Origin of the sequence: Tenacibaculum sp. nBUS_03 (genome assembly GCF_051201695.1) — a bacterium.
GTDB lineage: Bacteria > Bacteroidota > Bacteroidia > Flavobacteriales > Flavobacteriaceae > Polaribacter.
In genome coordinates this window covers 3,370,695-3,384,870 of sequence record NZ_CP179214.1, presented here as the reverse complement: position 1 = coordinate 3,384,870, position 14,176 = coordinate 3,370,695, and the positions used below count along the sequence as shown (strand labels likewise).

Genomic DNA, 14,176 nt, shown 5'->3' with positions numbered 1-14,176 from the left:
TAATTTTAACTTGCCTATACACATCCTTTTCATTGGTTGTTAATGAATTTTTATCGATGATCTTTAACAGAATCCTATGAAAAGAAAGTAGAATATCTACTCTGTTTTGTATAAAATTAAGTTACGTTATTAGGGTTTCTATTTACTCCAGCAACTGCAACAGTTCTATACTTCTCTAAAGAAACTGTACTTCCAAATTCAGTTAATTCTTTAGGATTTCCAGGATAAACATCAACCATATCTGGTACAAACCTTGCTGCATAACCAAGTCGCATATCATTCGTTTTACCTAAATGAGAGTGCGAAGCATGCATTAAAGTAGACCAGAAAATAATAAACTGACCTGCTTTCATCTCTATAGATTTCGCTAATGACTCGTCTGGAACCCAATCTGAATCTTTTTGTAAATTTTGATAATCATATCCAAAAAAACCATCATGAATTGCTTCAGGGTCAAAATCAACTCCTTTACTTTCATCATAAAATAATTCTTCATGTGTGCCTGGCATAAACTTTAAACAAGCTGTTTCTATTGTTGCATCTGTAAGTGCTGTCCATACAGTTATAGTACCTCCAAAGTCTTCTTTCTGAGGCCATACTAGCTGTGGCTCTCCACTAGAAAACTCAAATGTATCTACCTGATGCCAATCGGTTCCTTTATCTCCTGGGTATTTTGGAAACCATTCTGACCTCCAACAAAGAACATTCTCTCCTAATATATCAGTTAGTTTATCTACAATCTTAGGTTGCTTTACGTGATCCATTAAAAAAGGAACATCTAAATGACGATCATAATTTGCTCTATCATTTATCTCATTAATATCCTCATTGAATTCATAAACGCTATTTGAACGATCCAATAAACTATATCTAAGTTTTTTGGTTATTTCATTCATATCTTCTGGATCATATAAGGTAAATGGTCCTGCATATCCATTCTTTCTGAATTCTTCTAATTCTTTTTTACTAAACCTAAATTTTCTTGTTGGTGCTTCAATACTATTCATTATACTACTTTTTGTGGTTCTTTATTCATTGATTTTAATATTAGTCCTTCATATATTTCAAGGGATAATCCTTCTTCAAAGTCACTTGCCTTTAATGTAACTGAAAAATATTCTTTGGTCTTAGATATTAATTCTATTAGAGACAAAGACGTCCCTCCTTGATCAAAAAAATCTTCTTCTCTGTTGATTTTTTCATTACTTAATATATCACTCCATAATTTGTGACTCTTTACTGCTAATTCTTCTGATTTCATTTTTTATTTATTTAATAGGTTTTACTTAATTCTGATAATTCTTTATGATCTATTTTTCCATTAACTGTTAATGGAATTTTATCAATAAACATAAACTCGGAAGGAACCATATAAAACGGCAACAAGCTTTCAGTTATTTTTTTAACTTCTTCAATAACAGTATCTTCATCCTCTACAGAAAAATTATCTATTGGCTCTAGAAAACTTATTAATCTTGGATGTGATAAGGTATTATCTACCGAAACTATTGACCTCATAATTTTAGGGTGTGACATAACAACATTCTCAATCCCTTCAAGTTCAATCCTGTACCCATTAAACTTCACTTGACTATCAACTCTTCCAAGAAAATAATACTCTCCATTCTTTTCAAAAGCTAAATCACCTGTTCTATAATATTTAACTGTTTCACCTAATATAGTTTTTGAAATAAATTTAGTTTCATTTAATTCAGTTCTATTCAAATAACCCTCTGATAACCTTTCACCTGAAATGTATATTTCACCTTCACTAGCTATTTCATTTCCTTCTCCAACTAAAATAATATCCGATCCTGGAATAGGCTCTCCTATTGGACTTAACTTATTATCTATAATATCGTTATGGCCTATATATTTAAAAGTTGTAAAAATTGTAGTCTCTGTTGTACCGTAAACCGTAATTAATTTTGATGCTGTAGAAGAGTACCTATCAACCCATGGTTTTAGTAAATGAACATCAAGCTTCTCCCCTCCAAAAATTAAACACCTTAAAGAATCAATTTTAGTTTCTTTATTTTGGTCTGCTTTTATTAAACTGTAAAAAGCACCTGTTGTCTGATTTAAAACTGATATATTTTTTTCAATTAGAAAACGGCGAAATCGAGCTGTATTTTTAGCTACTGCGTATGGTACAATTTCTAACTTTGCTCCGTAAAGCAATGTTCCCCAAATTTCCCACACTGAAAAATCAAAAGCTATCGAGTGAAATAAAGCCCATACATCATCTTTAGAAAACTCAAAAATCTCTTGTGAATTATGAAACATATTCAATACATTTTCATGTATTATTGGAACAGCTTTAGGAACCCCAGTAGTCCCTGAAGTAAAAATAGCATAAGCTATTTCGGTTTTTTTAACAGGGATAATTTCCTTTTTAGATAATTCTATATGCTCATTAAGAACATCTTCATCTACAAGTATAGATTTTACATTCTTTATATCTATTCCTCTATCAGTAATTAATAAATTTAAGTTTACTTCTGATAAACAAAGTTTAATTCTTTCTGATGGATTATTTACCGGATCGATAGGAATATAAGCTACTCCTGCTTTAAGAATACCTAAAATAGAGATTATCATTTCCAAGCCTCTATTCATTAACAAGCCCACATACTGAGTATCTTCCTTTAGGTTCTTCATTACCAAATTGGCTATCAAATCTGATTTTTGATCCAACTCTTCATAAGTTAAGTCAACACCTTTACATGAAATTGCAACTTTTTTTGGAAACTTTTTTGCATTTACTTTGAAATGCTCTTCAAGTCTTCTATTTGAATTAAAAGAATATTGCATAATTTTAAAATTTACTATTAGTTATATTATCTATAATGGATTTAAGTTTTAGTTTAAAATAGCATTGATATTAAAATCTTTGAACTGAGATTCTTTATTATAAACACTACATTTTATGAGACTTAAAAAAACACTTGTACGATATATCTCATATTTCCTCCAGTATTTATTTCTTAATTTTCTGGACAATATGAAATTATTTATTTCTTAATCTAAGTGTATTGTTAAGAACATTGTTCCTATTAAAAAAATAGCCTTGAAGTATTAGCGGCCTAAAAACTTAAAAAAGTTTTTATCAATAGTAAGGACTTTTATGTATGATTTAACTTTCGCTTACTAGAAAGTTTTTATAAATCATTACATACTTATATATTGATGTTTTTCTATTAAGCAGTTATTGATAGTATTAATAACTCTTTGCCCTTCTTCCTCTTCTAATAAAAAGAAGTGTCCTCCTTCAAAATATTCAATTGAACATTTTTTTCTTGTATGTCGCATCCATTCGTCAGCCTCTAAAGTAGTAACATCTTCTTCTTTACCTATAAAAACTGAAAATTCATGATTAAAAACTACTATATCTGAAGATTCAACAAAAGTATCTGCAATTTTAAAATCACTTTTAATAATAGGCATAAAAATATTTTTTAACTCTGGATACTCAAAAAACTCTGGGGGAGTGCCTCCTAATTCCTTTATTTCTTTTTCAAGTTCTAATGTATTCATCTCTGAAAAAGGTTTTGGTCTTCTACTTGGACAATGAGGTGCTCTTCGCCCTGAAAAAAAGGAATGAATTGGCGGTGGTAATTTTAGTTCATTTATTTTCTGAATAACTTTATATGCTAAAATTGATCCCATGCTATGACCAAAAATAGCATAATCACAATCTGTAATCTGGTTTCTAATCTTAGAAATAACATCTTCTACTGCTTCTTCTACATTTGAATAAAGACTTTCTCCAATTCTTGGTCCGTCTACCAGCTAACTCTACTGGATGTAATTCTATAGCTGAATCTAAACTCTCCTTCCACTTACTATAAATTGATTTTGCTGACCCCCCAGCATAGGGTAAGCAGAATAGTTTTATCTTTTTTTTCATGTTTTAAATTTTAATCTGATTATTCCACGTTCTTTTTGTTAGAGACATAAATTGTTATCCCATACAATTTTTCACAATTATTATAATAGTATTTCTACCTTTTCTTCACTCTCATTCTCTGTTTCATTATCAAGTTGATTAACCGTGATAATATAATCTGCTATTGCCTTTATAGTTTGTTTATCGAAAAGTTCAGTTATTGAAATTTCAACTGAAAAAGTTTTTGAGATATAATTAGACAGTGTAATAGTTTTTAAAGAATTTCCACCAATATTAAAAAAGCTTGTCGTTACACTAATCTTTTCTTTTTCAACCTTTAATATTTCTGACCAAATAGTTAATAATTTTTCTTCTGTTTCATTAGAAGGATCAACATGAGATGCTATCCTTAATATTTCTGGATCAGGTAAAGAAGACACATCCAACTTACCATTAGAAGTTAACGGAATTTCAACTATCTCAACAAAATAGGAAGGAATCATATACGTTGGTAACGTTTGCAATAAATGATTTTTTAATTCCTCTATTTTAATTTGATTGTTTCCTTCTAAAGTATAGTACCCCACTAAACAATCTTCATTATTAAAATGTTTATTAACAACAACTGCCGAACCAATGTCTGAATATTCTATTAATCTGTTTTCTATTTCTCCTAACTCAATTCTATACCCTCTAAGCTTTATTTGATCATCTATTCTTCCTAAATACTCTATAGTTCCGTTAGGTAGCCAACGTGCAAAATCACCTGTTTTGTAACAAATTGAGTTATCAATTGACACAAACCTTTCTGCGGTTAACAATGAATTTCCAATATATCCTTGTGAAACTCCTTTTCCTCCAATATAAATCTCTCCTACTACCCCAATTGGTGTAGTTTTCTGTTCAGAATCAAGAATATATAATTTTGTATTGGCTATCGGACTACCTACAGTAATTATCTCATCTTCTATTGTTATTTCTGCTACAGTACATCCTACAGTAGTTTCTGTTGGACCATACTCATTATATATTTTAATATTTTCGTTTAATCCCTTTAATATTTTAATATGTGATTTCTTTAATTGTTCTCCTCCACAAATAACAGTCGTTATGTTTGTATTGAAAATATCTAAATCATTAAGAACACTTACATGAGTAGGAGTTATTTTTATAGTATCTAAATATGGATTAGTAAAACACTCTAACAGTGATTGATCTACACTTTTAGCTTCATCACATAAATAAAGTTTCTTCCCTCTAGAAAGACTTGTAAAAATTGCTGTTACTGATAAATCGAAAGACATAGATGTCATTAATCCCCAATTTCCTCTTTCTGAATTTTTAAAATAATAATTATTACTCCAAAAAATATAATTAAATAAGTTACCGTGAGAAATCATACAACCTTTAGGTCTACCAGTAGAACCAGATGTATAAAGTATATAAGCTAAGCTATCAGACTTTACAATAGGTAATTTTTCTTTATTATTGAATTCATCATCTAACTCTTCAACACTTATCCATGAATAAATTTCTAATTCAGTTGGCTTCTTTTTCATATTGGTTATAATACTATTACAACCACTTTCTTCCATCATGTAAACTGCACGTGAACCCGGTAAGTCAATGTTTATTGGCATATATGCAGCACCTGCCTTCATAACTGCCAAAATAGCTATAATCATTTCGCTTGAACGCGTCATCATTAAACCAACTACAGCTCCAGTTACTACTCCTGTAGTAATTAAATTAGAAGCCCAAAGATCTGAACGTGAATCCAATTCTTTGTAAGTAAGTATCTCGTCTGCAAAAATAACAGCTTCTGCATTTGGCGCTGCAATAACTTGTTCTTTAAATAAATCAAGTACAGTCTTATCAAAATCGTAATCAACAGATGTGCTATTGAAATCTACTAATAATTGTGATCTTTCCGAATCCGATAAAATATTAATTTCACTTAGTAATTGCGTTTTATTTTCTAAAACCTCTTTAATAATTTTCAATAAATAATCTGAAAAACGTTCTATGCTAGTGGTATTAAATAAGTCTGTTCGATAATTAAATATCAAGCTAATCTGATCAGCATCTATAACCTCAAAACTCAAATCAAACTTTGCACTCGTATGGACTACTCCATGAGGCTTAATGGTAATATCCAAACTGTTATTAACATCATCATTTCCAATACGATTTACATAAGAAAAGAAAACATCAAATAATGGATTATGGCCTGCATCTCTAGGAATCTCCAAGGTATCTACCAATTCCTCATACTGATACAACTGGTTATCAAAAGCTTTTAAAGTATTATTTTTAACATTTGCTAAGAAATCTCTGAAACTAAGATCAGAAGCTACTTTATTACGCAAAGCCAAAGTATTAACAAACATACCAACTAAACCATCCAAATCAGCATGATGACGTCCGACTGTAGGAGTACCTACTACAACATCAGTCTGGTTTGATAACTTATTTAAAAGCACATTATATAGTGCCAAAAACATAATATACATTGTAACCCCCTCCGATCCAGCTAGAGACCTCAACTGATCACTTTGTTTTTTTGATAAAGTTATTGTATAATCTTTTCCTTTATTACTAAGATTAGCTGTTCTAGAATAATCTGTAGGTAATTCTAAAGTAGTAAGTTCATCTCTATAACAATCTAACCAATACGCCTTGTGTTGTGATATTAACTCTTGATAAGTATTACTATCCTGCCATACAGCATAATCTATATATTGAATAGCTAAATCAGGTAAAACTTCTTCATTATATATTGACCATAAATCACGCATCAAAATTTCATTAGAGATACCATCGTTGATAATATGATGTACATCACTCATCAAAAGATAATCCTGATCTATCACATCTACCAATGATATACGAATTGGAAAATCTTTTGACAAATCAAATGGTCTAATAAAACCAGCGACAGTGCTATCTATATCAGTGGCAGAACACTGTTTATATGACAATTCAAATAAACTAGATTCTATGACTTTTTGAACAGGGTGACCATCAACTAACTTAAAAACTGTACGTAAACTCTGATGACGATTTAATAACTCTTTATAAGCTGCTTCCAACTTAGAAATGTCAAGATTTTTACTAATCCTGTAAAAACTAGGCATATTATAACTCGTACCTGTCTTTTCAAACTCATATAAAAAGTACATGCGACTTTGTGCAGATGATAACGGATAATAATCTTGCTCTAAAGCCTTGGGGATTGGTTCAAATTGTTTTCCTTTTTTAACTTCCCCAAAAAAATCTAATAGTTCCTGTTTTTTAGAAGTTAACTCTGATACTATTTCTGGCGTTAAAACTCCGTCTTCTGCATTAACGGCAATTTGCTTATTGTAAAAAGAAACAATGATATTCTTATCTCTTAAACTACTAATATATTCGTCTATTTTCATGATATCGACTTAGTTTTTAGATTGTTATTTTTTCTATATAATTCTGTTTTATTAAAGTTGAAATAAGATTTATGGAGGTACTATAATTGATGCTTTTTTTCAACAATGCATTTGTTGAAAAAAACAACGATTTTAATAATTACAAAACAAATAAGGCATTAACTATATAATTACATTACCTAACTATAAACCTTACCATTAACTAGAGTAACAGCGTTACATTTTTGTCAATAACTTCAGGTTCAATCTCTACTTGTTTAATAGTAATTATATAATCAGATATTCTTTTTATGGTTTGCTTTGCAAAAACATCAGTTAGTGACATATCAACAGAAAACATCTTTGAGATAGCGTTTACGAGAGTAATTACGCTTAATGAATTTCCTCCAATGTTAAAAAAACTTGTAGTTATACTAATTTTATCTTTTTCAAGACTTAAAATCTCCGACCATATATCTAGCAACAATTCTTCTGTTTTATTTGAAGGGTTTACATGTGAAACCAGTCTCAAAACTTTTGGATTTGGCAGTAAAGATTTGTTAAGTTTACCACTTGATGATAACGGTAGTTCATTTAATTCAACAAAATATGCTGGAATCATATATTCTGGTAAACTTTCTTTTAAATAGTTTTTTAATACATCAATATCCAATGGCTCTTTTCCATTAGGTAAATAATACGCTACTATATGGGGGGCTCCATTGTATTCTCTTAATAATACAATCGCTGTTTCTATAGCAGCGTGATTACATAAATTAAATTCTATTTCTCCTAACTCAATTCTATTTCCTCTAAGTTTTATTTGATTATCTATTCTACCTAAAAACTCTATTGTTCCATCTGGAAGCCATCGAGCGAAATCTCCTGATTTATATAATTTGTATTCACTATTTGGGTCAAACGGGTCATTTATAAATTTTTCAGATGTCAATTCTGGTTTATGAAGATATCCTCTTGCTACTTGAACACCACCAATTAATAGTTCTCCTTTAACCCCTATAGGTTGTATTTCATTTTGACTATTCACTATATAAATCTTCGTATTCCCTATAGGCTTACCAATAGGAACCATATTAGTAGCATAATCACTTATGTTTATAGAAGTAACTGCAATTGCAGCTTCAGTTGGCCCATAAGTATTATATAATAACACATTAGGCAATTTAGCCTTACAATCTCGAACTGTAGATAATTTTAGCTCTTCTCCAATAGTAATAATTCCACGAAGTTTTCCTCCATTAAATTTTTCAATCCCCATTAAGAAAATGGTTAACATTGAAGGTACAAAAATCACTAAAGTTATGTCCTCTTCAGCTATTATTCTCTCTATATACTTTGGATCTTTATGTCCTTCTGGTTTTGCAAAAACTATTCTTGCTCCAGAAATAATTGGAAGTATTAACTCCCACACTGAAACATCAAAACAGAAATTAGTTTTTTGTAAAATATGATCATCATTATTAATATTAAAATGATTCTTCATCCATAATAAATTATTACAAACTCCAGAATGACTATTCATTACTCCTTTTGGTTGTCCTGTTGTTCCTGAAGTATAAAAAACATAGGCTAAAGCAGTAGTATCTATCTTAATATTTGGGGGCAACTTATCATAATCACTATAAGTTGAAAAGTCATCTATGAAAAGTTTTGATATATTAAATTTACTATCATGCTGTCGTTGAGTTAATACAAACTGTGAATTAATATCACTCAAAATATAGTCTATTCTTTTTTGAACAAATGTAGGATCAATTGGAACATAAGCTCCTCCAGCTTTCAAAACACCTAAAATCCCTACAATCATTTCTATTGACCTATCTACTGCTATTGGGACCAAAGTTTCATTTTTAACTCCCATATCAATAAGTCTATGAGCTAATTTATTTGAAAGTTCATCAAGCTCTTTGTACGTTAAACTCTTATTTTCAAAAGTAACTGCTAGACTTTCTGGTAACTCTTCAACTTGTTCATTAAAAAGATCAAGAATTGTTTTATTATTTTTAAAAGGGGCTTCTACACCATTAAAATCATTCGTTAATTTAAAATACTCTTCTTGGTCTAAGATACTACCACCATTTTGTTTTTCATTAACGTCATTTACTATCTCCTCTAAAGTACTTTTAAGATAACCAAACAATTTATCTGACTCTTCAGCTTCTAAAAATGCCGAAGAATAAATCAAATTCAACGCAAACATTTCATTTTGAGCAAGTATAGTTAAATTTAAAGGTGTATTTTCATTCACATAAGCTTTGGCATCAGCCATTGTTTTTTCTAAAAAATCATCCTCTTTGTTTTCAAACTCGTTGTAAGGCCTAAAATCAATATAGTTTAGTTTTACATCAAAAACAGGATTTTGATCAATAGTTTTTTCATCAATATATTCTAAAATTTTATAAAAAGGGATACGCTCATGGTAGGTTAAATTTATTAACTTGTTATCTACAAGATTTATATAATCTTTCCAAGTTATATTTTCAGGAATTTTTATTCTAAATGGGACTGTATTTAAAAAGCAGCCTACCAATTCTTCTCCATCTATAATTAAAGGTCTTGTATTTGAAGAAACTCCAATTGTTAAATCATTTTCATAAGTCATTCTTTTCAACGAAAACACCAATGCAGCATAACATAAATGCTTGAAACTTACATTCAACTTTTCTGCAACTCCTTCTAATTCTTTCCGGAATCCAATACCTAAATCATAATTATTAGTAATTGTTTTACTTGGATTTCCTGTAGATTTCAGTTCAAAACGTTTATAATCTTCTAACTCTGTTTTCCAATAACCTTTACTCAATTCATTTTTAGAAGCCATTAATTCTGCGGCTATTTGATCTCTATACCCTCCTCTAACTCGCATTGGAGTATACTCTGAGTCATGTTCAAGGTGATCGTATGTATTAAATAAATCTCTTAAAAACAAAGCCAAACTCCAACCATCCATCAATGAATGGTTAAAATCAAATAATAAATATTGATAATTTTCACGAACTTTAATGATATGCATTCTCCATATTAGAGACATTGAAAGCTCAGTTTGTTTCAATTTTTCCTCTTCACATTTTTTAGAAATAAATTCATTTTGCTCTTGAGTACTTAAATGACATATATCAATAAACTTCAAGTTTGGTTCAATTTCTTTTAAAATAATATGAGTTAAATTGTTTAAATCATATATTTTTCTGAGTTCTTCATGTTTGTTAGTTAATAATTTTAACGCACGTTTAAAAGTATCTAAATTAAAATTATCTAGCAGAAGAGGATATATATTTTGCTCGTGATACAAAATATTATTAGCATTTTCTTCTTTCGTTAATAGTGTATAATATACCATTCCCTTTTCTATCCCACTCATTGGATATACTGCCTCGAAAGAATCTTGAAACTGATTATTTTTTTTATATGTTTCTTGAAATAAATTTAGTTCTTCTTCTACTTCTTTTTTCAAAATTTCATACTTCGAATCTTCTTCAGGCCTAACGATACTTGCTAATTTTTTAATTGTTGGATTTGAATAAATATCAGCAATAATTAAAGAAGATGATAAAGACTCATTTATTCTTGATATCAATCCAATTGCTTTTAAAGAATCTCCTCCTAAAGCAAAGAAGTTATCTAATATTCCAATCTGACCAACTTCCAAACACTCTTCCCAAATCTTACACATTATTTTTTCTTCTTCATTGGTTGGTCCCAAGTATACTTTTTCAGATGTTCCTACTTTTGGTATTGGTAGTTTAGAAAAATCAATTTTATTGTTTGAGGTGAACGGAATTTCTTTGATTTTAACATAATAAGATGGTATCATGTAGTGTGGTACCCTAGTTTCCAAATATGCCCTCAACTCAGTAACTTGTATTTCTTTTTCTCCTATATAATATGCACACAAATAAGGCTCATCTTTTTCAGATTTAGCCATATTTACAACTACATCCTTTATTAATTCATGCTGAACTAAATGAGATTCAATTTCCTTTAATTCGACTCTAAAACCTTTTAATTGAACCTGTCTATCAATTCGTCCTTTATATTCCAAATCTCCATTTGACAAAAGTATTGCCAAGTCTCCTGATTTATATAGACGATCTCCTTCTTTAAAAGGGTTTTTTATAAAACGTGAATCTGTAAGTTCTTTATTATTCATATAACCACGGGTTACTCCATGACCTCCTACATAAATTTCACCAATAACCCCTACAGGCACCTGCTTCATATTTTTATCTAAAAGATATATCGCCCCTGTTGGTAAAGCTTTTCCTATGTTACCTATACTATATTGTATTTCTTGATCTCCAATTTCTTTATAAGTCATGTGTACAGTAACTTCCGTAATTCCATACATGTTAATCAACTTCGCCTTTGGTTGACGTTCTCTCCATTTATTCAATTTTGAAGGAGTTAATGCTTCTCCTGCAAAAACAACATATCGTACATCTGGTAATAATACTTGATTTTTCTCACAAGTATTATTCAATGAATAAAAAGCTGTAGGAGTTTGATTTAATATGGTTACCTTATACTTCTGTAATATTTCTAAATATTTTGAAGGGTCTCGAGCATCTGATTGAGAAACAATAATCAGTTTCCCCCCATAAAGTAATGCTCCGTACATTTCCCATACACTTACATCAAAACAATGACTATGAAACATTGTCCACACGTCTTCATTATTAAAATCATATTGAAACTCTTTGTTAAAAAGAAGTCGAACAACATTCTTATGCTCTACCATTACACCTTTAGGCTTACCTGTAGTTCCTGAAGTATAAATAATATAACAAAGGTCTTCAGAGTTATTCATTTTTGGTAAGTTTGAAGTATCCAAAATTAGCTCTGAGTCTAAAACATTAACAATTTCTACATTCGTTTTATCAACTAATCCATAATACTCTTCCGAAGTTAATACCCATTTTAATTGACTATTATCTACTATGTAATCGATTCTTTCTTGCGGATAAGTAACATCAATAGGAACATAAGCTCCTCCAGCTTTCAAAATACCTAGCATACTTATTACCACTTCTAGGTTTTTTTCCATTAAAACACCCATAGCATCATTACGGCCAATTCCCTTTGAACGTAACATTCTAGCAATTTTATTTGATTTTTGATTTACCTCGTTATAGGTCATCGTTTTTTCACCAAATATTAAAGCTATATCATCTGGCGTTTTCTCTACCTGGGTCTCAAATAAATCAACCAAAGTCGCTTCTTTTTGAAAACTCACATTGGTAAAATCATTAAGTTTTATTAATTCATTACTAGAGCTTTGATTAAGAAGAGATATTTCACCCAAAATAACTGACTCGTTAATAGATACTTGATCTATAATATTTGAAAAATAATTAAAAAATTGTTTTATAGTATCTTTCTTAAACAATTGTGTATTGTACTCAAATACACAACTGATTTCGTCGTTTCCCTCAACAAAATACATGCTCAAATCAAACTTAGAAGTAGCTTTATCAAACTCTAAGGGCTTTATATTAAATTCACCGATGGAACTTCCTTTATTTTTTGTAGAATTAACCAAAGAAATAAGAGTATTAAATAATGGAGTCTTTTCGTTAGTGTAATCTGTTTTCAAATCTTCAAGAAGCTCCTCATACGGGTACTCTTGATTATCAAAACTTTGCATAACACTTAAACTAACATTTTTTAAATATTCATCAAATTTCAGTTCATTTTTAGGAAGTATACGAATTCCAAGAGTATTCATAAACATGCCTATAATATTTTCAACACTCCAATGCCTTCTTCCTGCTACAGGTGTTCCAACTACTATATCATCAACACCAGTTAATTTTGCTTGTAAAATACCATATAGACTAGTAAGTAAAGTAAACAAAGAAATCTTATATTTCTTGGCAAGTACTTCAAGGATTTCTTTTCTATTATTTGATATCTTAAATTTCATGCAGTCTCCTTCAAATGACATTTCATTTTTCTTTTTAAAATCTGAAGGCAGTATAGCTGTATTTGAATACCCTTTTAATTGATTAACCCAAAACTCTTTTTGAGTATTTAAATTTTCTCTATTCTCTTTTCCATTAAACCAGGTAGCATAATCAATATAATTTAATTTAGGCTTAGGTAACTCTATATTATTATATAAAGAAAATAATTCTTTCATAAAGATCTCCATAGAAATGCTATCGAAAACAATATGATGGATATCTACTAATAAAATAAATGAATCTTTATCAATTTCTAATAACTTTGCTCTTATCAATGGCGCCTTATCCAAAGCAAAGGGATATGAGAAACTTTCCTTTATTTTTTCAAGTTCTTCTTTTGTACAAGAGCAATAATCTATCTTAAAATCAAAATTTTCTAAAACTTTCTGAATTGGCTCATGATTATTATCTAAAACAAAATATGTTCTTAAACTTTCCTGTCTTTTAATTAATTTACTAAAAGCTTTTTCAAATTGCTTTACATCTAATGTACCTCTCAATTCATATGCAAAAGGAGTATTATATACGTTAGTACCTTTTGTAACCTCCTCAGCCAAAAACATTTTTAATTGAGATGGTGTTAATTTTGAATGTTTACTATTAACCTTTGGAATTTCCTTAAAAATATTATTTTTTCTTTTACTCTTTTCTACATAATCAATCAGTGCTAACTTATTATTCTTTATATTCTCTAATAAAGAATCATTATTAAAGCCTTTTGGAATTTTCAACTTTAAATTTTCTTCATTAACGTTGATATGAATACCAGATTTTTTTATTTCTAATAGTAAATTTTCCATTTTTGAATATTATTTTATAGTTAAAACCATCTTGTTTGAAAGCAAGAAAGCTTTAACAACTCCTAAATCAAATAGATTAAGAGTAGTCATTTTTTATTT

At 29.5% G+C, this 14,176-nt stretch carries 7 protein-coding genes; all 7 read right to left on the bottom strand.

What is annotated here, in order from left to right; translation table 11 throughout:
• Positions 1 to 116: 116 nt before the first annotated feature.
• The 7 genes from ACMFBB_RS15365 to ACMFBB_RS15335 all read right to left on the bottom strand — a co-directional run bounded on the left by ACMFBB_RS15365 (position 117) and on the right by ACMFBB_RS15335 (position 14,077).
• Positions 117 to 1,007, bottom strand: a complete 891-nt coding sequence (locus ACMFBB_RS15365; protein ID WP_435261625.1) for a chlorinating enzyme — start codon at positions 1,005 to 1,007, stop codon at positions 117 to 119.
• Complete coding sequence (locus ACMFBB_RS15360; protein WP_435261624.1) at positions 1,007 to 1,261, bottom strand: acyl carrier protein; 255 nt, start codon at positions 1,259 to 1,261, stop codon at positions 1,007 to 1,009. Before ACMFBB_RS15360 ends, ACMFBB_RS15365 begins: the two co-directional genes overlap by 1 nt.
• Before the next feature lie 11 nt (positions 1,262 to 1,272).
• Positions 1,273 to 2,814, bottom strand: a complete 1,542-nt coding sequence (locus ACMFBB_RS15355; protein WP_435261623.1) for an amino acid adenylation domain-containing protein — start codon at positions 2,812 to 2,814, stop codon at positions 1,273 to 1,275.
• A 357-nt stretch (positions 2,815 to 3,171) separates the two neighbouring features.
• Positions 3,172 to 3,717, bottom strand: coding sequence for a thioesterase II family protein (locus tag ACMFBB_RS15350; protein WP_435264320.1), 546 nt, complete (start codon positions 3,715 to 3,717; stop codon positions 3,172 to 3,174).
• 1 nt (position 3,718) lies between these two features.
• Positions 3,719 to 3,910: a thioesterase domain-containing protein gene (locus ACMFBB_RS15345; protein WP_435261622.1), complete on the bottom strand. Its 192-nt coding sequence runs from the start codon at positions 3,908 to 3,910 to the stop codon at positions 3,719 to 3,721.
• Positions 3,911 to 3,990: 80 nt separating this feature from the next.
• Positions 3,991 to 7,314, bottom strand: a complete 3,324-nt coding sequence (locus ACMFBB_RS15340; protein ID WP_435261621.1) for an amino acid adenylation domain-containing protein — start codon at positions 7,312 to 7,314, stop codon at positions 3,991 to 3,993.
• A 202-nt stretch (positions 7,315 to 7,516) separates the two neighbouring features.
• Positions 7,517 to 14,077, bottom strand: coding sequence for an amino acid adenylation domain-containing protein (locus ACMFBB_RS15335; RefSeq protein WP_435261620.1), 6,561 nt, complete (start codon positions 14,075 to 14,077; stop codon positions 7,517 to 7,519).
• Between the last annotated feature and the right edge of the window lie 99 nt (positions 14,078 to 14,176).